The following is a 24,902-nucleotide window of genomic DNA, read 5'->3' on the forward strand; positions in this document are numbered from 1 at the left end:
AGAATTTCACTATGAATTCATACCTAGATAAATTTAACGACTCTATTAAAAATACACTTTTTGTAAAGCTTCCAGAAGATGAACAAAAGTTTATAAAAGAAAAATCACTTGCACTGAAGTTTTCTCATCAAGAGATAAAACAGATAGTTGATATTGCTCGCGATCTTAGCATCTGGGATGAAAAAAGCATTCTAGAAATATTCCCCGACCATGATCAAAAGAAAGTTGTTTTTGCAAGACTTCGCAAAACATACGAAGATATACGCTCCAAACCAAACTCCTATGAAAACTTCGAACTAAAAAACATACCTCAAGAACAAAAGTTCACTTTTAAAACAGAGGCAAAAGAGGGATTTGGTCTTGGGCTCTGTCCTGTTGCATCCCAGAAGACAAGATGCTGTAATCTTCTAACTCTCGATGCAGTTGAGAGTTGTGGTTTTGACTGTTCTTACTGCTCTATCCAATCTTTTTACAATCAAAATACTATTACTTTTGACAGCAGCTTTGCAGATAAACTAAAAAATCTAAATCTCGATAGAAATAAAACCTACCACATTGGTACTGGTCAAGCATCTGACTCACTTATGTGGGGAAATCGTGAAGGCATCTTAGATGCTCTGTTTCTTTTTGCAAAAGAAAATCCAAATGTTATCTTAGAGTTTAAAACAAAATCTGACAACATAAAGTATTTTTTAGAAAATGAAGTACCAAACAATATACTTTGTACATGGTCACTCAATACTCAAACTATCATAGAAAATGAAGAGCATCTAAGCGCTTCCCTGGATAAACGAATAAATAGTGCAAGAAAAGTAGCAGATAAAGGTGTTAAAGTTGGTTTTCACTTTCATCCAATAGTAGAATATGAAAACTATCTTAGTGAGTATGAAGAAGTTTATGCCATACTTATAAAAGAGTTTAAAAAAGAAGAAGTAGCACTTGTAAGTTTTGGCACACTTACCTTTATAAAACCTGTGATAAAACAACTTCGTGAGAGAGAGTTTAGGAGTAAAATCACACAGATGCCATTTGTAGATGCGAGTGGAAAAAGTTCTTATCCTGAGGCAACAAAGGTAGAGATGTTTAAATATGCCTATGAAAGTCTAACTCCTTGGCACAAAGATGTTTTCTTTTATCTGTGTATGGAAGAGCATGAGATGTGGAGCAAAACTTTTGGCTACCAATACTCAACAAACAACGACTTTGAAAGAGCTATGCTAGATGCATACTGCAAAAAACTAAATATGGAGTTTTTAATATGAAGTTATTTAACTTAACACTAACCATAGCACTACTGTTTTTCTCAAGCACGCTTATGGCTAAAAACTCAAAGCCAATAACTGTACAAGAGAAAAAAGCAAATTTTCGCAAACTAATAATACCTGCCATAAAAACTGTTTATGATGAACTTGAAACACAATATGTGGAAGTATCACATTACATAAATAATACTAAATATTATAGAAGTAAAATCTTAAACCTTAAAAAAATTTATAAGGTTACAACAGATAAAGCACTACTGCGAGCAATAAAGCCTCATCCAAAGAGTATTGCAATCGCACAGGCAGCTATGGAAAGTGCATGGGCAACATCAAAATTTTTTCGTAAAGCCAATAATGTTTTTGGCGTCTGGTCATTCAACAAAAATGAGCCAAGAATAGCTGCAGGGGAAAAAAGAGGTACTAAAACAATATGGCTTAAAAAGTATGCGAGTATTGAAGATTCTGTAAGAGATTATTATAAGAACTTAGGACGTTCTCCTGCATTTAAAGAGTTTAGAAAGTTAAAAATGAAAACAAATAATCCATATAAGCTGGCAAAAAAGTTAGATCGTTACTCTGAGATGGGTGCTAAATATGGAAAAGAATTGACTTCGATGATAAAATCAAATAAATTTTATCTATACGACAAATAAATATAGAGGCGGAAAGTCTTAATGACTTCCACATCCACCACCGCAACAACCGTTGCTTGTTGACTCAGCGAAAGCGATAACAAAGTTACTGCCAGCTTCTTGAACTTTAAAGTCGTGTTTACCACAGAACTCATCGTTCATATGATCTCTCATCTCTATGGACTTCATAAGTGCATCATCTTTAGATGCTACTTCGATGCCATTTTGAAGATCACTTTTTTTAAAACAGCCACACTCGTTTTCTACAATAATTTTAAACATATTTTTTCCTTTAATATAATATTATCGTATATTATCGGAGTGAACTTTTCTTTTACTGATGTAAAAAATTAAGTTCTAAATTTAATTAAAACCATACCTGCAAATTTATTTTTAGAGTAATACTCTACTCTATAAATAGTACCTTTTTTATCAAGTGAGTAGTGTTTTAAAATCTCTTTACTTTGGATCTCTATACCTGTTTCTTTTTTACTTTCATTTGTATAGCCTATAACATTGACTCTGTAACCGCTATTCTCTTGTACTAAAAAACTACTCTCTACATCCACAAGTGATCCAAACTTTACATCTTGGAGTTTCCCATCAATCTTAAGTTGTACACTTGGAGAAACATCATCATAATCTTGATAATCTGCTTTTAGCCTTGATAGTCTTCTGTTGCCATACTGAATGACATAAGTGTTGTCTTTTTTTATAATTGTAAGGAGAGGATTACTTGCTTTAAAATCTAAAACACCATCTTTTTTAATAGGAAAATATTTTACTATATCTCTTATCTGAGCTAGTGGCAGTTTAATCTTACCATCATATAAAGATATATATATGTCATCATTTATAGCTTTGTAAACGCCGCTAGAGTCCATTATGAATTTTCTTTTATACTCTATGCCCATAATATCCATATATTTTTCTAATGCTAAAAGATGGTAGTAAACTCTCATATGTGTCGGAAGGTTTTTACTTGCTTCATTACCAAAGGCTGCTTTTCCTTGGTTGATAGCAAAATATGTAAGAGATTTTTCCATCTCTTTATCGCCCTCTTTTGTTCTAGTGTTATGAACATGGTAAATATCTTCATTTTTAATAAGATTATCATTAACGTATTTCACAACTTTTGAAGATATCTCTTCAAGGTTTCCATAAACAGGTATGTCTATATTTGATTGATCTACAATAGAGCACTGACCCCATCTAGAAGGAGAATGCATACTGTCTTCATATGTTTTTCTGTAAAAGCCGCTTCCATCATGAAGATTTACTATAAGTTTTACACTCTCATCTTTTATATAGTTTTTAATTCTTGAGATTGTCTCATACTCTGGATCTTTTGCGGATAGTTCGGCGAATTTTCTATTCATATCGCCATAAGGACCTCTGCTTCTCTTTATGATGCTATAAAAGTTGAGATTTGGGACTATCCAAACAGAACCTTTGGTTATCTCATAATGAGTTGCAAGAAGAGATGCTGATAAAAAACCACCTGGCTCATCGCCTTGGATTCCACCTATCACAAGAAGCGTATTCCCATCTTGTTTGCCTTTTTGAATAAGGTCAAATTTAAAGCTATTATTTGCACTGACGATTATGGGCAGTAAGAGTAATATAATTAAACTATATAACTTCAACATGCCACGGTTCAAATCGTACTCCATCACTATTATTTTTCTTATATCTCATACTGATATAATCAAGTTTTTTCATTTTTTCAAACTCTAAAGTTGAAGCAAAAGCATCTGTAAAGTTTTTATATCCCCAACCAATAACTCCAACATCAAAATCACTGATAGTATGATAAGAGTATGCAGGAGGTGCTATTTGTATAGTAGCCTGTGTAATATTCCCGCCATTATGATAAAGTTTATTAGCGTAGAGGCTTAATTGCTTTACAACGTTCCTAACACCAGAAGTTAGCACAAGAGTTTGACCGACATCTTTTTTTAACTTCTCATAATCCTCTACTGCTGTACCTTGAAATAGGAAGTGTCCAGTATGAGAAATTTTAACAATATCTTTATCTGAAACTATGTTGTTTATATCAGAACAAGTTTTAGACCCGTAAAATCCATACTGATTAGGGTTTTCAGAAAAAAGCTTATCAACTAAAGATAGTTCATCTTTTGTAAATTCACCAATCTTAGGGTAGTTTCTTCCGTAGTAAAGAGAATCATTAAATGAGACTATATTAAAATTTGCATAGCCTATATATCTGCTTAATCTCTTTAGTCTATTATTTAGAGATTTAAGAGTAGCGTACTCATGATATGAAAGATATATATCTTCGCTTTTGTCTATAAAGTCATTGGCAATTAGTGGTGATAATGATAATGCTGTTAAAAAAAGTCTTCTATTCATAATCGTAATTGTACCTAATTTATCTTCTACTTATTCTTGTATAATATCAAATATTTACTTCAACACATCAACATATCTTGATATATTAAATTATTATGCTATTATTTCATTTTGAATAATAAAGGGAAGTTCTAATAATGGAAATATTTTTAAAAACTATTAGCTCCATAAATGATGAAACAAGAGTAGAAATACTTCACTTCATAGATAAAAATGGTGAAGTATGTGTCTGTGACATTGAAAACTCTTTCAAGATGATTCAGTCTCGCATCTCAAGACACCTGAAAATCCTAAAAGATGGTGGTTTTTTAAAAGTAGACAGACGCGGAAGATGGGCATTTTACAGCATCAGAACTCCACTTGATGAGTTTAGGCAGTCAATTTTAAAAGAGATTAGTTTTTCAAATATAGAGATACCTAAATTAAATAAAGGATGTAAAAGTGAATAAAAAAGTTTTAATATTATGCACAGGAAACAGTTGCCGTTCTATCATCGGTGAGGCAGTTTTAAACAAATATCTTGATGGTGTAGATGCCATGAGCTCTGGAGTAAAAGCCAGTGGAAAAGTAAATCCAAATGCCAAAAAAGTTTTAGAAGCAAACGGCTTATGGAGAGATGATTACCACTCAAAGACTTTAGATAAAGTGATAGATATAGAGTTTGATTTAGTTGTTACAGTTTGCGATAATGCGATGGAATCTTGTCCAATATTTCCAAAAAACACTAAAGTAATACATATTGGTTATGAAGATCCTGATGGAAAAGAATATTCTGCATTTGAGAAGACTTTAAAGCTTATTAAATTTGAACTTACACCAATTGTTAGAATGGAACTGGGTCTATAATGTTACTGGCATCTATCATTTTTCTAATCACTCTGATATTTGTTATCTGGCAACCTAGAGGTCTTCAGATTGGTACAAGTGCAGTTATTGGTGCTATCGTTGCACTAACTCTTGGAGTGGTAAGCTTGAGTGATGTCAGTATAGTTTTTGACATTATCTGGGATGCTACACTTGCTTTCATCGGTATTATCATACTTTCAATGGTTTTAGACGAAATTGGTTTCTTTGAGTGGGCAGCTCTTAAAATGGCAAAACTCTCTCATGGAAATGGGCATCTGATGTTTGTATACTCTATTATTCTAGGAGCTATAGTTTCAGCTTTGTTTGCAAATGATGGAGCGGCTCTTATTTTAACTCCTATTTTACTTGCAAAGATGAATATCCTTCGCCTTAACACAAAAACAATTTTAGCCTTCTTGCTAGCAGGCGGGTTTATAAGTGACAGTGCATCTCTGCCTTTTGTATTTTCAAACCTTACAAATATTGTAACGGCTAACTATTTTGATATTGGGTTTGCCGAGTTTTTTTCAAACATGATTCTTCCTTATTTTGTAAGTGTTATTGCGAGTATGGCTGTTCTTTGGGTGATTTTAAGAAAAGACATACCTCAGAGTGTAGATATTCATCTTCTAAAAAATCCTGATGATGTTATAAAGCACAAGGGATTATTTAACTTTAGTTGGTTGTTTCTAGCTCTTTTACTAGCCGGCTACTTCATCGGAGATGCTTATAACATTCCAGTTTCGGTCTTTGCTCTTGGTGGTGGAGTTCTTTTTTTACTAATAGCCTCTTACACAAAAACTGTAGAGCCTAAGCGCATTATAAAAGAAGCACCTTGGCAGGTTGTATGGTTTTCACTAGGTCTATACATAGTGGTTTACGGACTCAAGAATGCGGGACTTACAGACTACATAACCCAAATACTTGTATATCTAAACTCTCAAAGCGAAGTTGTTGCAGTATTAGGAACTGGTTTTTTAGCAGCATTTTTGAGTGCTTTCATGAACAATATGCCAACTATAATGGTTATGGATATTGCACTTGTAGATATCGCCAATGAAGCGATGATCTATGCGAACATAGTTGGATGTAATCTTGGACCAAAGATGACTCCGTTTGGATCACTTGCAACTCTACTTTGGCTTCACTCTTTAGAGAAAAAAGGTGTTCACATAGATTTCTGGTCATACTCAAAATTTGGTCTCATAGTAACTCCACCTGTTCTTTTGGTAGTTTTACTATCCCTGACTTAAAAGGTAAAAAATATGTGGAAAGAGAGTGTTGATTATCTAACGAATGACATTTTAAAGCTCGAAGGTCATCTTGGTGAAGCAATAAATTTCTTCATCTATGACACTGTAAAAATATGGTTTTTGCTTATTACTATTATCTTTGCAGTCTCATATCTAAGAACACATTTTAATACTGAATATGTAAGAGCGCATCTACAAGGTAAGTCACAGTTTTACGGAAATGTTTTAGCATCTCTCTTTGGTATAGTAACTCCGTTTTGCAGCTGTTCTGCTATACCTCTATTTTTAGGTTTTATACAAGCTAGAATTCCTCTAGGTGTAACTTTTTCATTTCTTATCAGCTCTCCAATGAACAACGAGATTGCCATTGCACTTCTCTTTGGTCTGTTTGGATGGAAAGTCACGGCTATCTACATCGGTTTTGGACTTTTAGTTGCCATACTAGGTGGTTATTTTATTGGTCGTATGAATATGGAGAAATACATTCTTATGGATGTAAAACAGATGGATGGAGAGCTAGAGGAAGTACAGATTAAGCTCACTCAAAAAGAGAGAGTCAAAGAATCATATGACTACACTCTCGATATATTTAAAAAGATATATCTCTATGTTCTTGTAGGTGTCGGAATTGGAGCAGTTATTCATGGTTATATTCCTGCTGACTTTATAGCATCTTACACTGGAGCTGATAATCCTTTTGCTGTAATCATAGCAGTTGTTATGGGAATTCCAATGTACTCAAACGCAGCGGGTGTAATGCCTCTAGTAGAAGTACTAACAGGTAAAGGTATGCTACTAGGAACTGCTCTTAGTTTTATGATGGCAGTAACTGCTCTTAGTCTTCCAGAAGCTATGATACTAAAAAGAATACTTCACGTTAAGCTAATAGCTCTGTTTTTTGGTATAGTTGGTTCAGGCATTATAGCTATAGGCTATATATTTAACTTTATATTATAAAAGGGGAACAGATGCAAAGATATTTATTGATAATTGTGTTTTTTACAACTCTTGTAAGTGCACAAAATTTTGACGCATATTTAAAAAGTTTTGATTATAAATCAAGAACAGATATGAAGATAAGGACAGTTGAGATGCTAAACATGGTAGAAGATGGAACTGCCCAAGTTATTGACATACGATTTCGTGAAGAGTTTGAACTTTGGAGTTTAGGATTTACAAAAAACATACCTCTAAACGAACTCCCAGAGAGACTTGATGAATTGGACGAAAACAAGCTAATCATAACTGTATGTCCGCACAATGACAGAGCAAATATTGCGAGAATGTATCTAATGCTAAAAGGCTACAATGTCAAATATCTAAGCGATGGAATACTGACAACTGTTAATTACCTAAGAGGTGATAACGCAAAAGAGTTTTTAGAAGAATACAAAAAAGGAAAACAAAAATGAAAATAGAGATTTTAGGCACAGGCTGTGCAAAATGTAAAACTTTAGAAGAAGTTGCAAAACAAGCGGTAGCAAAAATCGGTGGATTTCACTCAGTTATTAAAGTTGATGACATCCAAAAAATCATGGACTACGGAGTTATGAACACACCTGGTCTAGTTGTAGACGGTGTAGTTAAAAGCACAGGAAAGGTTTTAAGTGTTGATGAGGCTATTGCTCTTATGCAGGCTTAACCATCCTCAAATAACAAAACAGCTATAATGTCACCAATAATTTATGTATAACCTACGTAAACTAAAATAACGGAACAACCGGAGAAACACGATGAAACAAAACGAATACCTAGAACTAGGTAAAATCAACACACTTTTTATAGACAGACTCACAACTCCAGGTGCATACCTGATGGCACTTGATGGGAATGATGTACTTCTACCAGGACCATACCTCACTCCTGAGATGAAAGAGAGAACACTTGTAGATGTGTTTTTATATACAGACTCAGAAGATAGACTTGTAGCTACTACACTCACTCCAACTGCAAAACTTGATGAAATGGCACTATTTGAAGTTATAGACACTGCACCTTTTGGAGCATTTATGGACTGGGGTTTAAGTAAAGATCTTTTAGTGCCAAATATGTTTCAAAAAACACCTTTTAAAGTTGGCGAAAAAAGATTTATAAGAGTAATTTACGATGAGCGTACTCACCGTCTTGTCGGAACTGAAAAGCTTGGTGACTTTTTTGAACATAAGGTTAAGGGCATTAAAATAGCTGATGAAGTAAATATTTTAATCATTGCAAAGACTCCTCTTGGCTACAAGTGTATCGTAGAAGATAAGTACGAAGGTCTGATTTATCATAACGAGATTTTTGAGAACATAAAACTTGGCGATAGAAGAAAAGCTTTTGTAAAAGATGTTAGAAAAGATGGAAATATTGACTTAAATCTTAGAAAAGCAGGCAGTAAAAAAAGCGGCAGTTCTTCTGACAAAGTTCTTGATCTATTAAAAGAGAACAACGGTATCATGCCTTACAACTACAAAAGTGATGCAGAGCTTATAAAAAATGTATTTGGTCTTAGTAAAAAAGATTTTAAACGCTCACTTACGACACTTCAAGAAGCTGGTGAGATAGATGTAAAAGATACTGGAATATATATAAAGGATTAAAAGTGGGTAAAAAACAGAAAAAAAGTGTAGAATTATCAGATCAAAAAATAAACTTTATGATTCAAAAAATATCTTATAAAGCAATACGCTACTATCCAACTGCGATGAGTCTTGATGTTATGGTTACAGATGAAGATGGTACAAAGTTAGGGATGCAAAATATCCCTTTTGCACACATTCCTAAAGAGATAAAGAAAATTATCAAGCCAAATTAACTATAATTGTTCCAAATATAAAAAAGGAACAACTTTCATGTCTAAATCTTACTTAGAATCAACTCCAGATGAAAATGGATTTTTTGGAAAATTTGGAGGCTCTTTTATACCTCCGGTTTTAGAACAACCATTTGCTGACATAACTCAAGCATATAAAGAGCTAAAAGACTCTCCAGAGTTTATTAAAGAGCTTAAATATGTTAGAAAACATTACCAAGGACGTCCTACTCCTATCTCATTTGCAAAAAATCTTACTGAGCTTTGTGGCGGTGCTAAAATATATCTAAAAAGAGAAGATCTAAACCACACTGGTGCACACAAACTAAACCACTGTATGGCTGAAGTTATTTTAGCTAAGCATCTGGGTAAGACAAAAGTTATTGCTGAAACAGGTGCCGGACAACACGGTGTTGCTCTTGCGACTGCAGCTGCATACTTTGGGCTAGAGTGCGAGATTCACATGGGCGAAGTAGATATCGCTAAAGAGCATCCAAATGTTGTTCGTATGAAGATTCTTGGTGCTAATGTTATTCCTGCTACTCATGGATTAAAAACACTAAAAGAAGCAGTTGACAGTGCATTTGATAGTTATGTTCCACAGGCTGATAAAGCTATTTACTGTATCGGTTCTGTAGTTGGACCTCATCCATTTCCAATGATGGTAAGAGATTTCCAATCAGTAGTAGGACACGAAGCAAAAGAGCAGTTTTTTGAGCATGAAAACAACTTACCGGATGCAGTAGTTGCATGTGTTGGCGGTGGTTCAAATGCTATGGGTATTTTTGCCGGATTTATAGATGACAAAGAAGTTGAACTTCACGGTGTTGAACCTATGGGTAGAGGTGAAAAATTAGGTGAGCATGCAGCAACACTTACTTATGGAGAAGAAGGAGTTATGCACGGATTTAACTCTATCATGCTTAAAGATGAGAATGGAGAACCTGCTCCGGTTTATTCTATTGGTTCTGGTATTGACTACCCATCTGTTGGTCCAGAACACGCTTACTTACAGAGCATAGGCAGAACAACTGTCGGTCTTTGTAACGATGAAGAGGCAGTAGATGCTTTTTACAAACTTTCTCAACTTGAGGGCATCATCCCAGCGCTTGAATCAGCTCACGCTGTCGGATATGCAATGAAGCTTGCAAAAACTCTTGGAAAAGATAAAACAATTCTAATCAACTTAAGTGGCAGGGGTGACAAAGATATAGACTTCGTTGTAGACAACTACCCTATTCCAAACGCCAAGTTTTAAACACTCTCCAAAAAGCTACATATATGTAAATGTAATGTTTACATATATGAGCATTCTCAAGATTATTATTCATATTTTTTTTAAGATTATTTTTAGCAAAAAAAGATTAATTTGGCAGTATAATTTCAGTGAAGATAAAAAATTATTCCTGCAGAGAATATCGCCAAATATTTAGCTCTGCAAGAATATAGTTTACAAAAAATACTCTGTTTATATATATAGAAGTATTTGAAATGTATATTAACTAAAAAGACTTAGACTTAAGTTAAATATAAACTATTTTTTATCTGTTAAATAAATTAAAAAGTTAGTTGCTTTTATGCTACAAATTATGTTTTCATAATTTATCCACTGCTATGTGGAGTATTATTTACAGAGGTAAAAAAAAATGACACTAGAGGACCTTCAATTTGCACTGGAGTTAAACTGTGTAATGACTAAAGATATCGATTATTTACTAGAGTACAGTAAAAAAAATGGTATCCATACTGAAGATATAGACACTCAGTTGTTAAAGTTGGGTTATGATAAAGTATTTGATAACCAATATGAGGAGGATAATTATGATGATTACTTCAATAATATCCAAAAATTTCCAAATAAAGCTAGATTTTATGATGAGTAATAATTATGGTAAGTAGTAACAAAAATATAGTCTCTAAATACTATGAAATGTGGAATTCACATGAGTTTAAAAAGGCAGAAACTATATTAGATGCAAAGCTTCGTTTTCGTGGATCTATTGGAATTGAAACAGTTGGTATTGACGAATTTAAAGAATATGCAAATACTATTTTAACAGCTTTTCCAAATTTATATCATGCAACCGAAATAATTATAGGGGAAGCTTCTCAAGTGGCTGTATATGTAACCTATACAGGCACACATAAAGGAAAGCTATTTGAGTATGAGCCAACAGATAATAGAATAAACTATTCGGGCGCATCATTTTTTACTATTAGAAATGAAAAAATAACTGATATTAAAGTACTTGGAGATAGATACTCTCTTTACAACCAGATTAAGACTATATAGTCTTAATTGAAATTCTCTTCGCATATAGCAAAAACAATATTCCAACAAAAACTATAGATGCTGTTACATAAAGAGTAGAGTTATAATTTCCAAAACGCTCTATTAGAGCAACACTGTAAAGTGGTGCACTTACCTGTCCGATGCCATAAGCAGCTGTCATTGCACCCATAAGCACTACAGGATTTTTCCCTGCAAGCTTTCCGCCAAGATGCATAAAGAGTGCTACAAGACCTATAAATGTACTTCCATACAGAGCACCACTTAGCAAGTTTATATATATGTTTGTAGTAAATGCAGGAATCAAGATGCCGACAACTTGCAAAGCCATTGCAACTATGATGATGTTGACACTTCCATAGTTATGAGCTAATCTTGTCCAGATTATAGAAGATGGAATACCAGCGATTCCTACAACAAGCCAACCGAGACTTCCATAACCTTCAAGTCCTTCAAGCGAGTTTATAATATCCGGCAAGAATGTTCCCTGAACTACAAAACCAACTCCCTCTGCAAAATAAGCCAATATTAGCAAAATCACGTATGGAGAAAAGATTGACATAGATAGTTTATATTTCACGGCTTCTTGTTTTAAAACTTTATCAAATGAGAGAATATACATAGAATAAAAAGAGATTACAAATGCAAATATAGACAGAACAAACCAGGCATCTGAGAAAGTTCCATTTTTTAGCACATACTGGCTTATCAGTTCACTTGTAACAATTGCAATACCTATACCACTAAAGTGAATGCCCATTGCTTTTGTTTTATCTTCATAATTTAGTTTTACCATAACCAAAGCACCACCAACTATTAGGAGCATGGCCGAGCCAAAGCCAGCTACTATCCGAGATAGCAACCATAGAGTCTCGTTTGTGGTTGTTGCTAGGATTAGTGTAGTTATTACGCTTAAAATCAAGCCTATTCTAAAGTACTTTACTTTTGTGTTAATATCTTTCATAAAAATAGAAAAAATAGCACCCAAGAGGTAACCTACAAAGTTAAATGAAGCCAAAACTCCTGCATCTGTGATTGATAAAAAACCATCCAACATAGAAGGAAGCAGTGAGGTAAAAGCAAATCTTGCAACACCAACTCCGACAACTATGGCTAAGATGCCCGCAAGAAGTATTGCAGCATTATTGTTTCTGTCTAATAAATTTATATTCATACTATTTTCTCTTTTAAAAAACACCCAACGCCATAAGGTTTTTTATAGTAAAACTCTTTTGAGTGATTAACGATAAGTGCATGGTATTCCTGGTAGACAATAAGAAGTTCTTTCTCATCTTTTATGCATTCTTTTAAACCATCTTGCATCAGAAGTTTCATATCTTTGTATTTTGCCTTCTCATCTATAAGTCCGAGTTCTACAAGCAGTCTTTTTGTATATGCATCTACCTTAAACTCTGGCTGCTTATAACCATACAGCAAAATGGAGTCTGCTGTCTCTTCTCCGATGCCTAAAACTGAAAGTAGTTCATGTCTAGTTGGAATTCTACCATCAAGTCCTTCAAAAAAAGAGATAAATTCTAAAATATATTTAGCCTTTTGATTATGATAACCAGATGGTTTCATCGCAAATTTAAACACATTTATATCTAGCTCTTTTATAGCTTCTGGTGTAAGGGCATCTATCTCTTTAAGATTATGAAGAGATTTAACTACTGATGTAAATGTGGTGTTTTGAGTAAGGATAGAGCCTAAGCAGACCTCAAACACTTCATTTACATCTTGAGGGAAAGAGTAGTCTAGTATATGGTATCCCTTGGAATTTCCATTTTTGGACTCATTTTCTCCATCGTAGTTTGTAAACGGCCACCAACCTTGAGGTCCATAACTAGAATAAAGTAGTTTATAAATCTCATATATTTTATTCATTTTCATCTATTTCGTTCAAAGCTTCGTATGCCAATATTATTTTTTTCCTATCTATTCCCCATCTATAACCACTCATCGCACCGGACTTTGCTATAACTCTATGACATGGGATAAGATAGGCAATGTTGTTTGATCCGATTGCACTAGCAACTGCCCTAACCGCTTTTGGCTTATTTATTGAGTTTGCAATATCTTGATAAGTTGTCACTGCTGCATCTGGAATGCTTAAAAGTGCTCTCCAGACATTTATCTGAAAGTTTGTACCCTTTACAAACATATTTACCTTCGTTTTATGAAGAAATATATTTTTCAGATACTCGTGTACTTTTTCATCATCTCTTACTAGGTAAGCTTTTTGCCATGTTTTTTCTAGCTCGTAAAGTAATTTTTCTTCATCTTCTTCAAAAGCTAAAAAACATACACCTTGCTTAGTGAAGGCCAAAATAGATCTTCCAAAAGGCGTAAAACCATAACCATAAACTATCTCTAATCTTTTTTCTAGTTTTTTATACTCTTGTGGAGTAATAATATCAAAACTTTTTTTCATATCTAGCTCCAACTAAGCTAATTAAAATTAACAAAATTATACCTAACACTAAGGCAAATTATAGGATAATAACGCAAAATTAGGAGTCTGACTAGTGGTTTTAAGATTTATAGAAGGTATTGGCGATAAAACAATCAGCATGATGTCTTCATTCTATGAAGCATTAAGATTTACTTCCCTCTGCTTACTACATATGATTCAGCCAAGTAGCTACAATCCTGCAATGAGAATGGTTCTTACAAAACAAATATATTTCACAACAGTTCAGATTATTCCTCTTTTTATGACCATGGCTATTCTTTTTGGTTCTGTAATTATTGGAGTTGTCATTGCCCTTGCCACACAGTACAATTTACAAGATGAGATAGGTTCTATTATTATTACTTTTGTAATAGATGAGTTTTCCCCATTTTTTACAGCTCTGCTTATATCTCTGCGCTCTGGTGCTGCAGTAAACACCGAGATAGCAGTGATGAATGTGAACAAAGAACTAAACACCTTAGAAAAGTATAAAATCGATTTGATTGACTACCTATTTTTACCAAGAATAATTAGTGGCATGATTAGTGCCGTATCACTATCTATATTGTTCGCGGTGATTATGCTTAGCAGTGGTTATATTTTTACTCTTTTTTATATGAATATGGATTTTCACACATATAAATATATACTTATAAGCGCCATCGAGTTTAAAGATCTAGTTGTTTTGCTTATTAAGAGTATGGCTTTTGGATTTGTAACTATGCTTATCCCAATATACAGCGGTCTTAAAACTACTAGTGCTTACACGGCAATTCCAGTATCTGTTTTAAATGGAATGGTGAAGCTTTTTATCGCATTATTTTTTATCGAGGTGTTATCATTACTACTACAATCACTGTAAAACTATTTGATCGGTACTATGAGATAGGTGATTACCTGATAACAGCAGATGAGCACTCTCTAATCTCTAAAAAAACACCTTTAATATCAAACCTTGATATGCTTGAAAATATTGCTCTTATAAAAGAGGTACATGAGCATCTACCGACCAAAGAAGCACAAGAGCAAGCTAAAGAGCTTCTTGAAAAGATAGATCTTGGAAATATAGCTTTATACAGGTTAAACCAATGTGACTCTTTTGAAATATTTTGCGTATCTCTTATCCGTGCACTGATGACTAAAGAGATGAATGTTATAATAGTTTCACCATTTCATCTGGTAGATAACCTAAGAGATATAGATATAATTTTAACAACTATAACGAAATTAGAAACTGAGAAAAATATTTTAATCTTAGATACTATCTCAAACGAAACTCACTATAAGGGGTCCTCATGCAATATAGTAAAATGAAACTTGCAGTAGGTATTTTTGTAATTTCACTTTTCATAACTATAATCACATTTCTTTACCTTGTCCTTGAAGATAAAGGAACATTTAACAAAAGATATAACTATCACTTCACAACAGATAGTGCTTCATTTTTCAGTGTTGGAATGCCTTTGAAATTTTCCGGTTTTGATATTGGTGTTATTGATAATATTTCACTAAACGATGACGGCACAGTTTACATGACCTTTTCAGTAGATGAGCACAATAGAAGATGGATGACTGATGGAACAGTTTTAATGATCATAAAACCGCTTATAGGTTCGGCTCACATCGAAGTCTACTCCGTAATTGACAATGAAGTACTTGAAGCTGATGCAGAACTGCAGATGCTTCAAAATGATGATATTAACGATATGATTTCTAAGCTTGAACCTGCCGTAAATAAAATCATTAGCATTATAAATAATATAGATGCCATTACTGCTTATATTGCAAAAGACGATTCAGACCTCATGCTAACTTTGCAAAATATCAAAAAATTTACAGCTGATTTATCAAATAGCGATTCACTTCTAACCAGCATTACAGGGGACAAGAAATCTACACAAAGTATAATAGCTTCACTGAACAAAACTACAGAGATAATGAAAGAACTTCAGAAGATAAGTAAAGATATCAGTAAAACAACATCTACTCTTGATTCAAGTATTGTTACACCTGCCTCTTCAGCCATAAAAGAGCTTGATAAAATCATGAAAGATGTTAAACAAAAACTTGACGCTTTAGATGGCACCGTTAAGGCTGTTGGAACTTATGATAAAGACTTAGTTGATTTAAAAGAACAGATATCTGTAAGTGTTCAAAAATCTAATCAGATTATGGACAAGGTAGATGCTCTGATGCAAGATGAACAAAAGCAGGAGGTAACTCTACCATGATAAGAATAACTATTTTATCTCTTAGTTTACTGTTTTTATCTGCTTGTTCATTTAAGTCTCCACCAAACCAGTGGCAGTACAAAAGTACAGCTGCATTTGACTCTTATACAAAGAACTTTCTAAGCTCAAACGATTCGTTAGCAAGAAATGATTTAAATAGGGCCATAGAGCATGCGAAACAAAGCGCAGACTTAACAATGCTTGCTCGTGTATACTTAGGAAAATGTGCTCTGAATATCAGCGTTGGCGTAAAAGACAGTTGCCAAGAGTATCAGAATATTTCTACTCTTGTAGATGATAAATCACTATATGCTTACTATAGTTTTATTACACTTATGCCAAATGCTTCGCTAGTAGATCTAAATGCTCAATATAAAGATTTTGCATTGCATCTGAATAAAAAAGATTTTACTAAAGCCAATAATGAACTATTGAAAATCTCTAAACATACTTCTAAACTTTTGTGTGCTTCGCTAATGAAAGAAAAACTTAGTAACACAACAAGAGATGAAATGATAAAAACAGCATCTTTTTACGGCTATAAAAAAAGTGTACTCTTTTGGTTAAATGAACTAAAAACAAATACAACAGATGAAGAGACACGTAAAAATATATCTAAAAAAATGTTTATATTGGAATCAAAGGATGAAAAATAATCAATCCCAAGGAGAATGGGATTGAAGCATGGGCTTAGAGTCAAGTTAAGACCATACATGGAGAATCGTAAAAGTATTATATATCTTAATAGTTACTAAAGTGTTAACAAAGTCTTATCTCTTTTTAGATAACATTGCTTATATTAAAAAAAAGCAAAAAAATCTTTAAAGAAAAAACAATAATTGAGGAAATAAATATGATTAAATGTAATTCACTAGAAGAAGTTAGAACAGAAATAGACATGCTAGACGATAAAATCGTAGAGTTAATATCAGAGCGTAGCCATTTGATTCGTCAGGCTGCTGCATTTAAAGAGAGTGTTGATGAAGTTAAAGCAGAAGATCGTATAGATTTTATATTGCAAAAAGTTCGTCACAAGGCAATACAATTAGATGTATCTCCAAATATGATTTCTGATCTTTTCACTATTATGATTAATGAAATGGTAGAAACAGAAATATCAGAATTTAGAAATAAACAAACATTTTAAAGATTAGCATGAAATACCTTTTATTACTTAGCTTAGGCTTTTTCACACTTCTTGCATCTGATGCTTTTATAACTCCAAGCGAGCTTAAAAACTCACTTAAAGATAAAAACATCATTATCATCGATGTAGCTGATGACACTATATATAAGACTAGTCACATCAAAGGAGCAATTAACTCTGATGTAACTAAGTTTATAAATCAAGATCCTCAAAATATATACTCTCTTATGAACTCACCAGAAATAATCCAAAAGGAATTAAGATTACTTGGGATTAATCAAGACTCAAAAGTAATTATATATTCTCACAATACAAATAAAGGTGTACTACATTCTAGCTATTTAGCGTTTATACTGCTTTTTAGTGGCTTTGACAATATAACTATCTTAGATGGTGGCTACATGGCTTGGATATTTGAACATGAACTACTAACATCTTCAATAGTTCCAGATGCTAAAGATATTGGAAATATCGTTGTAAAACCAAATAAATATCTTTTAGTATCTCGTGACAAAGTGCAAGATAATCTTGCTTCAACTTTAATGCTGGATGCAAGATCTTCTCAAATGTACTATGGGACTGAGCGCTCTGAAAAAGTTGCTTCTATCGGTCATATTTCATATTCTAAAAGTAGTTTTTATAAAGATAAGTTTTTAAGAGATGGTCTTTTAAGAGATCAAAGTGAGTTAGATGAGATTTATATATATGGATATGGGCTTAAAAGCAGTGATCATGTAATAGTTTATGCTGATAATGCTTTAAATGCAAGTATGGAGTTTTATATATTGTATAAACATATGGGATTTAAAAATACAAAATTATATGAAGCTTCTCTTTTAGAGTGGGGAAATGCTTTGAATTTACCTATGACAAGGTTTAAGTGGGAGTAGAGGTTTGTCGGCATCTAATGCCAAAACCTCTTCTCTTTATTTGTAACGATATGTGATACGTCCCTTATCAAGACTATATGGTGTTAGCTCTAATTTAACTTTATCACCTGGAAGTATTTTAATATAGTGCATACGCATTTTTCCTGCAATATGACATAAAATAATATGTCCATTTTCTAATTCAACACGAAATGTTGCGTTTGGCAAAGCCTCTATAATCTTGCCATCTACTTCGATAACATCTGATTTAGCCATTTTAATCCTTCTTCTTCTCTAAGCTTGAGATAAAATTTCAGCTTTACCGTTGATAACTGCAACAGTATGCTCATAGTGTGAACCGCGTAAATTATCGGCACTAACAACATCCCACTTATTTTCTAAAATAATTGGTTTAGACTCTTTTTGACAAATCATTGGTTCAAGACAAAAAACCATTCCGTTTTTTATTTTTGGTCCTGATTTTGGATCTTTGCCATCAAGGTAATTTGGTATTTCAGGCTCTTCATGAGGCTTCTTACCAATTCCATGTCCACAAAAATTGTGCAGAGGAACAAAACCTCTACCTATAATAAACTCTTCCATAATAAGAGATAACTCTTTAAATCTCATTCCCTCTTTTATCTCGCCAATAGCATGATATAAAGTATCTTTAGCACACGCTATTAACTCTTCATCTAGCTTTTGAACTTGACCTACAGGAACTGTGATTGCAGCATCTCCAAACCAACCATCAAGCTCAGTCCCAATATCATAACCAATCACATCACCCTCTTGGAGCTTGTAATCTGTTGGTATACCATGGATAATAACTTGATTAAGTGAAGTACATACTGCATTAGGAAAGCCGTAGAGACCTTTAAAAGATGGCTTAGCACCATGAGAGCGGATATAATCCTCAGCCATAGCATCTAGTTCTTTTAAAGAAATCCCTACTTTTGTATTTTGAGCAAGAAGGTCTAACGCACCACCAACAATTTTGTTAGCAGCACGCAGTTTCTCAATTTCTTGAGGTTTTCTAAGCGCAATGGCCATTATTTATAAACCAACAGCACTTAGTGTCTCATATTTACTCATGTAAACTTGAGCCTCAATTTTTCTCATAGTATCTAGAGCAACTTGAACAACGATCAGAACCGCTGTTCCACCAAAGAAGAAAGGTACACCCATCCCCTTGATAATCATAAATGGCAAAGTCGCAACAAGACCAAGATATAAAGCACCTGTAAAAGTTAATCTACTTGCAGTTTCATTTAAAAACTCCATTGTAGCATTACCAGTACGGATACCTGGGATAAATCCACCTTGTCTTTTTAGATTATCAGCAATATCTTTTGCGTTAAATGTAATCGAAGCATAAAAGAATGCAAAGAAAACAACAAAAGCAAATGTTAAAAAGTTAAAAAAGTAACTATTCGGATTTAACAAGTCAGCGATTCCCTGAATAGTAGGGTTAGTACTACTTGATAAAACTGTCATTGGAAACATTAAGATCGCAGAAGCGAAAATTACTGGAATAACACCAGCTAAGTTAACTTTGATAGGAATATAGTTCATTACTCTTTTGTTTTGATTTTGCATCATAACTTTTTTAGCGTATGTAACAGGCACACGACGCTCACCAAGTTCAACGTAAATAATAATTGCGACAGTACTTAATATAAGAGCAAGAATAGCAATTACAGTTAAGAAACTCATAGCACCCGTATTTACCATTGTAATAGTTTGACCTATTGCACCTGGAATAGCAGAAACGATACCAGCAAAGATAATAAGAGAGATACCATTACCAATACCACTCTGAGTAATCTGCTCACCAATCCACATTAGTAACATAGTTCCAGCTAGCATTGAAACTGCAGAAAGTATGATAAATGTATTGTGATCAGCCAAAATTGCACTATTGCCATTTGGACCAGTTAAACTTTGAAGTCCTACACTAATACCGATTGCTTGAATAATAGTTATTACAATAGTCGCATAACGAATAATTTGCATATACTTAACCATACCGTCACGTTCTTTTTTCATTTGACCTAAAGGAGCGAAAGTAGCAGCTAGTAGTTCCATGATGATTGAAGCAGTGATGTAAGGCATAATACCAAGAGCGATAATAGACATTCTCTCAACAGCATTTCCACTAAACATATTAAATAAACCTAGTGCATCGGCTTGGTGTGAATCGAAGAATGAAGCAATAACAGCAGTATCTACGCCTGGTACTGGCACATAAGCCAGTAGGCGGTAGATGAATAAAAACCCGATAGTAATAAGTATCTTATTAACTAGATTTTTATTCACGACTATTTACCTGTTGTAGTAACGTTGTCGTCTTTAATTTTTGATGCTAGATCTTTAGCAGATGCACCAACTAATTTAATTTTAGAAACAGAAGCACTAATTTTATGAACACCACGGATAGATTCCACAGTTATTTCAGCTAATTCAGTAATTGCTACAATTTTCTCAACATTAATTACATAAGGTTTCACATTACGAGAAAAGAATCCAATTTTAGGAAGTCTTTTTGAAAGTGGCTGTTGTCCACCCTCAAAGTTTCTTTTTCTCTTGTAACCTGAACGAGATTTCTGACCTTTTTGACCACGTGCTGCAGTCTTACCAGTTCCAGAACCTTGTCCACGACCAACTCTTTTACGGTTCTTTGTTGAACCTTCTGCTGGTGATAAATTTTCAATACCCATTCTCTATCCTTTTATACGAGTAAGTGCTTCAACTGTAGCACGAACAAGTGTTCCTGGATTGTTTGAGCCAATTGATTTAGTAAGTACATCTTTAATACCTGCAAGCTCAAGAACGTGACGAGCTGCTCCACCTGCGATAACACCTGTACCTTCAGATGCTGGCTTTAAAAGGATACGACTTGCATTGTATTTATGCTCAATATCATGTGCGATTGTTGTACCTTTGATACTAATTGTAGTAAGGTTTTTAAAAGCGTTATCAACACCTTTACGGATAGCGTCTGGAACTTCCTTCGCTTTACCCATACCATAACCTACAGTACCATTTTTGTTACCAACTACGATAAGTGCAGTAAAACGAAATCTTCTACCACCCTTAACAACTTTAGTAACACGACCAATATTTACAATTGATTCTTCAAAATCTTCTCTATTGATTTCCATCATAGCCCCTAAAACTTAATTTCGTTAGCACGAAGTGCGTCACCAAATGCAGCTATAACACCGTGATATTGGTAACCATTACGATCAAATACAACTTCAGAAATGTTAGCTTTTTTAAGTGTTGCAGCAAATGCCTCACCTAGTGCAGCTGCACCTTCTTTATTCGATTTGTGACCTGTTGACTTTGAGTTAAGTGCCGCTAATGTTGTTGCAGTTGCATCATCAATAGCCTGTACACTTAAATAACGATTTGAACGAAATACAGAAACACGAGGAAGTGAAGCACAACCAGATATTTTTGCACGAATACGACGCTTACGCTTTAAACGATTAGCAACTTTCGATTTTAATACTTTAGCATTCATTTATACTCCTCCCTTATTTCTTAGAAGTTTTACCGGCTTTACGCACGATATGCTCTTCTATGTATTTAACACCCTTACCTTTATAAGGCTCTGGTGGACGGAATGATCTAATCTCAGCAGCAACTTGACCAAGTTTTTGCTTGTCATGGCTTTTAAGAGTAATAACATTCTTTTCAACGCTTGCTTCTAAACTTTCTGGTAATTCATAATTAATATCATGAGAAAAACCAAGTTGAAGATTAAGTACTTGACCTTGAACGGCAGCACGGTAACCAACACCGTTAATCTCTAATTGCTTAGTATAACCAGTAGTTAAACCAACAACGATATTTTGAGCTAATGCTCTATATGTTCCCCAGAAAGCTCTATGAGCTTTTGCTTCTGATAAAGTAGCAAAATTTAAAATATTACCTTCTAAAGTGAAAGCAACATTTCCTTTTGTATCTAAATCAACACTATTTTTGCCTTTAGCAAAAGTTATAACATTTCCATTTGCACTAACATTAATGTCAGCTGCAAATTCTACAGGTAATTTACCAATTCTTGACATGCTATCTCCCTACCAAACTGTACACATAACTTCGCCACCAATGCCAAGCTCATAAGCTTTGTCATTAGCAAGTACGCCATGTGATGTACTAACAATAATAGTTCCGTAACCATTTTTGAAACGTTTGATATCTTCTTTACCTTTGTAAACACGTCTACCAGGCTTAGAAACTCTTTGAATCTCATTAATTACACATTTTTCATTTTCATCGTACTTAAGTACAACTTTGATCGTCTTCTTAACGCCGTCTTCAACAACGTTACAACTCTCAATATAACCTTTATCTACTAAGATATTTGCTACAGCTTCAACACTCTTAGAGTGAACTAAAGTAGTAACTGGTAATCTTCTCATACCTGCATTACGTACACGCGTTAACGCATCTGATACTAGATCATTTATTGCCATTATTTTTCCTTGACTTTGTAATTACTTTAGTCTAAACCAAAGTAAAAACTAATAATTAGAAGTTTCCTCTTGGATTACCAAGAAGACTTTCTAACACCTGGGATTAATCCCTCGTTTGCCATCTTTCTAAAACAGATACGGCAGATTCCGAAGTCACGTAGTACTGAATGTGGACGTCCACAGATTTGACATCTAGTATATCCACGTACTTTAAACTTAGGTTCTCTTTTCGCTTTAGCGATCATAGACTTCTTAGCCATTAGTTGCTCCCTTTACTAAAAGGCATACCAATTTTCTCTAAAAGAGCAAATCCCGCCTTATCTGAATCAGCAGTTGTTACAACTGTGATATTCATACCATGAATTTGCATGATTGAATCATAATTAATCTCTGGAAAAATTAGTTGCTCTTGAAGACCGAAGTTATAGTTACCACGACCATCAAAACCATTTCTTGGAACACCACGGAAATCTTTTACACGTGGAAGTGCAATAGATATTAGACGATCAAGAAAGTTATACATGTTTTCACCACGAAGTGTAACACGTATACCAACTGGCATACCTTCACGAACTTTAAAACCAGCAACTGATTTCTTAGCGATTACAGTAGTTGCTTTTTGACCAGCAATTTTAGTAATTGTATCTTCAATGTTTTGGATAAGTTTATTATCTTTCATTGCAAAACCAGCACCAACAGAGATAATGATTTTATCTACTTTTGGAGTTTGCATTGGATTAGCAATACTTAAATCAGCTTGTAATTCAGATTTTAAACCTAAATATTTTTCTTTTAAACGAGCCATCTAATTATGCCTCCACTTTACGTACATTTGAAACATCTATTGGCATCTCTTTATTGATATGTCCGCCCTTAGTGTTATCTTCTGTTGGTTTGATTGCTTTCTTAGCTACTTTACAACCCTCAACTATCACCTTATTTTTCTTAGGTAATACTTCAAGTACAGTAGCTTTAGTTCCGCGATCATCACCAGCGATAATTTCTACAGTATCGCCTTTTTTGAAATTAAACTTTGCCATTAAACAACCTCCGGTGCAAGAGATACGATTTTCATAAATCCAGCATAACGAACTTCACGACCAACAGGTCCGAAGATACGAGTACCGATAGGCTCTCTCTTGTCATCAAGTATTACAGCAGCATTGTCATCAAAACGAATAAGAGAACCATTTTCACGGTGAACCTCTTTTGCAGTTCTAACGATAACAGCTTTAACAACTTTGCCTTTTTTAACTTTAGCAGTTGGTGTCGCTTTTTTCACAGAAGCAACGATAACGTCACCTATTGAAGCGTAACGACGCTTTGAACCACCAAGTACCTTAATACACATAATCTCTTTTGCACCTGTATTATCAGCTACAACTAAACGAGTAAAACCTTGTATCATTAGTTAACTCCTGATACAACTGTTTTAAGTCTAAAAGATTTAGTCTTAGAAAGTGGACGACATTCGATTGCGATAATCTCGTCTCCAACTTTTACTTCGTTACGCTCATCATGTACTAAGTACTTTTTGAAACGTTTTACAACTTTGTGGTAACGAGGATGCATTACACGACGCTCAACAACCATAGAGACTGTTTTATCGCCTGCAATTGTAACTACTTTACCTTGAATTTCACGCTTATGTGTCATACCAAGCCCCTAGTTTGCCACTGCATTAAGCGCAGTGTTGATTTTAGCAATATCTTTTTTAGCAACACGAAGTTCGCTAGTATTATTTAATTGCATCATCTTCTGTTTAATTTTTAAAGTAAACAGTTGTGTTTTCTTTTCTTTCAGCATAACATTAAGTTCTGCTGAATTTTTATCTGCTAAATCAGAATATTTCATTGCTCATCTCCGCAGTAATTATTTTAGTTTTGAATGGTAACTTGTGCATAGCAAGAGTTAGCGCTTCACGAGCTAAATCATGTGGAACACCAGCCATTTCAAAAATTATACGACCTGGTTTAATGTTCATAACCCATTGGTCAACTGAACCTTTACCCTTACCCATACGAGTTTCAAGAGGCTTAGCAGTTAACGGTTTAGCAGGGAATACACGAATCCAAATCTTACCATTTCTTTTAATGTGACGAGTAGCTGAAATACGAGCTGACTCAATCTGACGTGAGTTAATACGACCTGCTTCAACCGCTTTAAATGCGATATCACCAAATGCTAATGTATAACCTGAACGAGCGTAACCACGGTTACGACCCTTCATTACTTTACGATATTTTGTTCTCTTTGGCATTAACAT

40 protein-coding genes are annotated in these 24,902 nt (G+C 34.0%); 19 read left to right on the forward strand and 21 right to left on the reverse strand.

The features are described from left to right. Positions 1-11: 11 nt before the first annotated feature. Positions 12-1,262 (forward strand): SPL family radical SAM protein, encoded by a 1,251-nt coding sequence (locus SMGD1_RS04710; RefSeq protein WP_008338856.1) that lies wholly within the window; start codon positions 12-14, stop codon positions 1,260-1,262. After that, a complete protein-coding gene (locus SMGD1_RS04715; protein ID WP_008338958.1) occupies positions 1,259-1,915 on the forward strand; it encodes a glucosaminidase domain-containing protein in 657 nt (218 codons plus the stop codon). Before SMGD1_RS04710 ends, SMGD1_RS04715 begins: the two co-directional genes overlap by 4 nt. An 18-nt stretch (positions 1,916-1,933) precedes the next feature. On the opposite strand, the gene SMGD1_RS04720 is transcribed toward SMGD1_RS04715, so the two are convergent. The 3 genes from SMGD1_RS04720 to SMGD1_RS04730 all read right to left on the reverse strand — a co-directional run bounded on the left by SMGD1_RS04720 (position 1,934) and on the right by SMGD1_RS04730 (position 4,267). Next, on the reverse strand, positions 1,934-2,176 hold the full coding sequence (locus SMGD1_RS04720; protein ID WP_008338817.1) for a hypothetical protein: 243 nt from the start codon (positions 2,174-2,176) through the stop codon (positions 1,934-1,936). A 68-nt stretch (positions 2,177-2,244) separates the two neighbouring features. Then, positions 2,245-3,555, reverse strand: a complete 1,311-nt coding sequence (locus tag SMGD1_RS04725) for a M14 family metallopeptidase (RefSeq protein WP_241761441.1) — start codon at positions 3,553-3,555, stop codon at positions 2,245-2,247. Further along, positions 3,527-4,267 carry a M15 family metallopeptidase gene (locus SMGD1_RS04730; RefSeq protein WP_008338921.1) on the reverse strand — a complete coding sequence of 247 codons (741 nt, stop codon included), beginning with the start codon at positions 4,265-4,267 and terminating at the stop codon, positions 3,527-3,529. Before SMGD1_RS04730 ends, SMGD1_RS04725 begins: the two co-directional genes overlap by 29 nt. A gap of 137 nt (positions 4,268-4,404) precedes the next feature. Between SMGD1_RS04730 and SMGD1_RS04735 the strand changes: the two genes are divergently transcribed. The 11 genes from SMGD1_RS04735 to SMGD1_RS04785 all read left to right on the forward strand — a co-directional run bounded on the left by SMGD1_RS04735 (position 4,405) and on the right by SMGD1_RS04785 (position 11,453). After that, positions 4,405-4,716, forward strand: a complete 312-nt coding sequence (locus tag SMGD1_RS04735; protein WP_008339042.1) for an ArsR/SmtB family transcription factor — start codon at positions 4,405-4,407, stop codon at positions 4,714-4,716. Then, entirely contained in the window at positions 4,709-5,113 is a 405-nt protein-coding gene (locus SMGD1_RS04740) for an arsenate reductase ArsC (RefSeq protein ID WP_008339041.1), read from the forward strand. The genes SMGD1_RS04735 and SMGD1_RS04740 overlap by 8 nt, the downstream gene beginning before the upstream one ends. After that, positions 5,113-6,366, forward strand: a complete 1,254-nt coding sequence (locus SMGD1_RS04745; RefSeq protein ID WP_008339086.1) for an arsenic transporter — start codon at positions 5,113-5,115, stop codon at positions 6,364-6,366. Before SMGD1_RS04740 ends, SMGD1_RS04745 begins: the two co-directional genes overlap by 1 nt. Positions 6,367-6,378: 12 nt before the next feature. Further along, positions 6,379-7,323 carry a permease gene (locus tag SMGD1_RS04750; protein ID WP_008339020.1) on the forward strand — a complete coding sequence of 315 codons (945 nt, stop codon included), beginning with the start codon at positions 6,379-6,381 and terminating at the stop codon, positions 7,321-7,323. Between the two features lie 11 nt (positions 7,324-7,334). Continuing rightward, positions 7,335-7,778: a rhodanese-like domain-containing protein gene (locus SMGD1_RS04755; protein WP_008339126.1), complete on the forward strand. Its 444-nt coding sequence runs from the start codon at positions 7,335-7,337 to the stop codon at positions 7,776-7,778. Then, the gene (locus tag SMGD1_RS04760; RefSeq protein ID WP_008338907.1) at positions 7,775-8,008 is read left to right on the forward strand and encodes a thioredoxin family protein; all 234 of its coding nucleotides are present in this window, start codon (positions 7,775-7,777) and stop codon (positions 8,006-8,008) included. Before SMGD1_RS04755 ends, SMGD1_RS04760 begins: the two co-directional genes overlap by 4 nt. Positions 8,009-8,099: 91 nt before the next feature. Further along, on the forward strand, positions 8,100-8,948 hold the full coding sequence (locus SMGD1_RS04765) for a CvfB family protein (RefSeq protein WP_008338848.1): 849 nt from the start codon (positions 8,100-8,102) through the stop codon (positions 8,946-8,948). 2 nt (positions 8,949-8,950) lie between these two features. Further along, a complete protein-coding gene (locus SMGD1_RS04770; RefSeq protein ID WP_008339124.1) occupies positions 8,951-9,163 on the forward strand; it encodes a hypothetical protein in 213 nt (70 codons plus the stop codon). 37 nt (positions 9,164-9,200) lie between these two features. Beyond that, the gene (gene trpB / locus SMGD1_RS04775; protein WP_008339050.1) at positions 9,201-10,418 is read left to right on the forward strand and encodes a tryptophan synthase subunit beta; all 1,218 of its coding nucleotides are present in this window, start codon (positions 9,201-9,203) and stop codon (positions 10,416-10,418) included. Positions 10,419-10,806: 388 nt separating this feature from the next. After that, positions 10,807-11,043: a hypothetical protein gene (locus tag SMGD1_RS04780; RefSeq protein ID WP_008338966.1), complete on the forward strand. Its 237-nt coding sequence runs from the start codon at positions 10,807-10,809 to the stop codon at positions 11,041-11,043. A gap of 5 nt (positions 11,044-11,048) precedes the next feature. Further along, positions 11,049-11,453 carry an ester cyclase gene (locus tag SMGD1_RS04785; protein WP_008339128.1) on the forward strand — a complete coding sequence of 135 codons (405 nt, stop codon included), beginning with the start codon at positions 11,049-11,051 and terminating at the stop codon, positions 11,451-11,453. Here SMGD1_RS04785 and SMGD1_RS04790 read toward each other — a convergent pair. Genes SMGD1_RS04790 through SMGD1_RS04800 form a run of 3 tightly spaced genes read right to left on the reverse strand, consistent with a single transcriptional unit; the run spans position 11,446 to position 13,881 of the window. Continuing rightward, a complete protein-coding gene (locus tag SMGD1_RS04790) occupies positions 11,446-12,624 on the reverse strand; it encodes a YbfB/YjiJ family MFS transporter (protein WP_008339015.1) in 1,179 nt (392 codons plus the stop codon). The genes SMGD1_RS04785 and SMGD1_RS04790 overlap by 8 nt on opposite strands. Beyond that, positions 12,621-13,334 carry an endonuclease III domain-containing protein gene (locus SMGD1_RS04795; RefSeq protein WP_008338703.1) on the reverse strand — a complete coding sequence of 238 codons (714 nt, stop codon included), beginning with the start codon at positions 13,332-13,334 and terminating at the stop codon, positions 12,621-12,623. Before SMGD1_RS04795 ends, SMGD1_RS04790 begins: the two co-directional genes overlap by 4 nt. Continuing rightward, positions 13,327-13,881, reverse strand: coding sequence for a methylated-DNA--[protein]-cysteine S-methyltransferase (locus SMGD1_RS04800; protein WP_008338808.1), 555 nt, complete (start codon positions 13,879-13,881; stop codon positions 13,327-13,329). The genes SMGD1_RS04795 and SMGD1_RS04800 overlap by 8 nt, the downstream gene beginning before the upstream one ends. Positions 13,882-13,975: 94 nt before the next feature. Here SMGD1_RS04800 and SMGD1_RS04805 point away from each other — a divergent pair, with 94 nt between their 5' ends. The 6 genes from SMGD1_RS04805 to SMGD1_RS04830 all read left to right on the forward strand — a co-directional run bounded on the left by SMGD1_RS04805 (position 13,976) and on the right by SMGD1_RS04830 (position 18,170). Continuing rightward, complete coding sequence (locus tag SMGD1_RS04805) at positions 13,976-14,764, forward strand: MlaE family ABC transporter permease (RefSeq protein WP_008338949.1); 789 nt, start codon at positions 13,976-13,978, stop codon at positions 14,762-14,764. A gap of 98 nt (positions 14,765-14,862) precedes the next feature. Continuing rightward, a complete protein-coding gene (locus SMGD1_RS04810) occupies positions 14,863-15,216 on the forward strand; it encodes a hypothetical protein (RefSeq protein ID WP_008340781.1) in 354 nt (117 codons plus the stop codon). Next, on the forward strand, positions 15,198-16,133 hold the full coding sequence (locus tag SMGD1_RS04815) for an MlaD family protein (RefSeq protein ID WP_008340783.1): 936 nt from the start codon (positions 15,198-15,200) through the stop codon (positions 16,131-16,133). Before SMGD1_RS04810 ends, SMGD1_RS04815 begins: the two co-directional genes overlap by 19 nt. Then, on the forward strand, positions 16,130-16,789 hold the full coding sequence (locus tag SMGD1_RS04820) for a hypothetical protein (protein WP_008338752.1): 660 nt from the start codon (positions 16,130-16,132) through the stop codon (positions 16,787-16,789). Before SMGD1_RS04815 ends, SMGD1_RS04820 begins: the two co-directional genes overlap by 4 nt. Positions 16,790-16,986: 197 nt before the next feature. Next, positions 16,987-17,280 carry a chorismate mutase gene (locus SMGD1_RS04825; protein ID WP_008338746.1) on the forward strand — a complete coding sequence of 98 codons (294 nt, stop codon included), beginning with the start codon at positions 16,987-16,989 and terminating at the stop codon, positions 17,278-17,280. An 8-nt stretch (positions 17,281-17,288) separates the two neighbouring features. Further along, on the forward strand, positions 17,289-18,170 hold the full coding sequence (locus SMGD1_RS04830; RefSeq protein ID WP_008338791.1) for a sulfurtransferase: 882 nt from the start codon (positions 17,289-17,291) through the stop codon (positions 18,168-18,170). A gap of 36 nt (positions 18,171-18,206) precedes the next feature. Here SMGD1_RS04830 and infA read toward each other — a convergent pair whose 3' ends face one another. The 15 genes from infA to rplP form a co-directional block, all read right to left on the reverse strand. Beyond that, positions 18,207-18,425, reverse strand: a complete 219-nt coding sequence (gene infA, locus SMGD1_RS04835; RefSeq protein ID WP_008338996.1) for a translation initiation factor IF-1 — start codon at positions 18,423-18,425, stop codon at positions 18,207-18,209. A gap of 18 nt (positions 18,426-18,443) precedes the next feature. After that, the gene (gene map / locus SMGD1_RS04840) at positions 18,444-19,202 is read right to left on the reverse strand and encodes a type I methionyl aminopeptidase (RefSeq protein ID WP_008338758.1); all 759 of its coding nucleotides are present in this window, start codon (positions 19,200-19,202) and stop codon (positions 18,444-18,446) included. Between the two features lie 3 nt (positions 19,203-19,205). After that, positions 19,206-20,468 (reverse strand): preprotein translocase subunit SecY, encoded by a 1,263-nt coding sequence (secY, locus tag SMGD1_RS04845; RefSeq protein ID WP_008340788.1) that lies wholly within the window; start codon positions 20,466-20,468, stop codon positions 19,206-19,208. Between the two features lie 2 nt (positions 20,469-20,470). Next, positions 20,471-20,869, reverse strand: a complete 399-nt coding sequence (gene rplO / locus SMGD1_RS04850) for a 50S ribosomal protein L15 (protein ID WP_008339145.1) — start codon at positions 20,867-20,869, stop codon at positions 20,471-20,473. A 3-nt stretch (positions 20,870-20,872) separates the two neighbouring features. Next, positions 20,873-21,313: a 30S ribosomal protein S5 gene (rpsE, locus tag SMGD1_RS04855; protein WP_008339003.1), complete on the reverse strand. Its 441-nt coding sequence runs from the start codon at positions 21,311-21,313 to the stop codon at positions 20,873-20,875. Positions 21,314-21,321: 8 nt separating this feature from the next. Then, a complete protein-coding gene (gene rplR, locus SMGD1_RS04860; protein ID WP_008338738.1) occupies positions 21,322-21,678 on the reverse strand; it encodes a 50S ribosomal protein L18 in 357 nt (118 codons plus the stop codon). Between the two features lie 13 nt (positions 21,679-21,691). Next, the gene (gene rplF / locus SMGD1_RS04865) at positions 21,692-22,228 is read right to left on the reverse strand and encodes a 50S ribosomal protein L6 (RefSeq protein WP_008338837.1); all 537 of its coding nucleotides are present in this window, start codon (positions 22,226-22,228) and stop codon (positions 21,692-21,694) included. 9 nt (positions 22,229-22,237) lie between these two features. Next, positions 22,238-22,636 (reverse strand): 30S ribosomal protein S8, encoded by a 399-nt coding sequence (rpsH, locus tag SMGD1_RS04870; RefSeq protein WP_008339032.1) that lies wholly within the window; start codon positions 22,634-22,636, stop codon positions 22,238-22,240. A 74-nt stretch (positions 22,637-22,710) separates the two neighbouring features. Then, entirely contained in the window at positions 22,711-22,896 is a 186-nt protein-coding gene (locus SMGD1_RS04875; protein ID WP_008340791.1) for a type Z 30S ribosomal protein S14, read from the reverse strand. Continuing rightward, positions 22,896-23,441, reverse strand: a complete 546-nt coding sequence (gene rplE / locus SMGD1_RS04880; RefSeq protein ID WP_008339136.1) for a 50S ribosomal protein L5 — start codon at positions 23,439-23,441, stop codon at positions 22,896-22,898. Before rplE ends, SMGD1_RS04875 begins: the two co-directional genes overlap by 1 nt. Positions 23,442-23,445: 4 nt before the next feature. Then, on the reverse strand, positions 23,446-23,676 hold the full coding sequence (gene rplX, locus SMGD1_RS04885; protein ID WP_008338880.1) for a 50S ribosomal protein L24: 231 nt from the start codon (positions 23,674-23,676) through the stop codon (positions 23,446-23,448). Beyond that, a complete protein-coding gene (rplN, locus tag SMGD1_RS04890) occupies positions 23,676-24,044 on the reverse strand; it encodes a 50S ribosomal protein L14 (protein ID WP_008338775.1) in 369 nt (122 codons plus the stop codon). Before rplN ends, rplX begins: the two co-directional genes overlap by 1 nt. Then, the gene (gene rpsQ, locus SMGD1_RS04895) at positions 24,044-24,292 is read right to left on the reverse strand and encodes a 30S ribosomal protein S17 (RefSeq protein WP_008339115.1); all 249 of its coding nucleotides are present in this window, start codon (positions 24,290-24,292) and stop codon (positions 24,044-24,046) included. Before rpsQ ends, rplN begins: the two co-directional genes overlap by 1 nt. Positions 24,293-24,301: 9 nt before the next feature. Then, positions 24,302-24,490, reverse strand: coding sequence for a 50S ribosomal protein L29 (rpmC, locus tag SMGD1_RS04900; RefSeq protein ID WP_008338863.1), 189 nt, complete (start codon positions 24,488-24,490; stop codon positions 24,302-24,304). Next, positions 24,477-24,902 (reverse strand): 50S ribosomal protein L16, encoded by a 426-nt coding sequence (rplP, locus tag SMGD1_RS04905; protein WP_008338902.1) that lies wholly within the window; start codon positions 24,900-24,902, stop codon positions 24,477-24,479. Before rplP ends, rpmC begins: the two co-directional genes overlap by 14 nt.

It is taken from the genome of Sulfurimonas gotlandica GD1 (assembly GCF_000242915.1).
In the GTDB taxonomy this organism is placed as follows: Bacteria; Campylobacterota; Campylobacteria; order Campylobacterales; family Sulfurimonadaceae; genus Sulfurimonas; species Sulfurimonas gotlandica.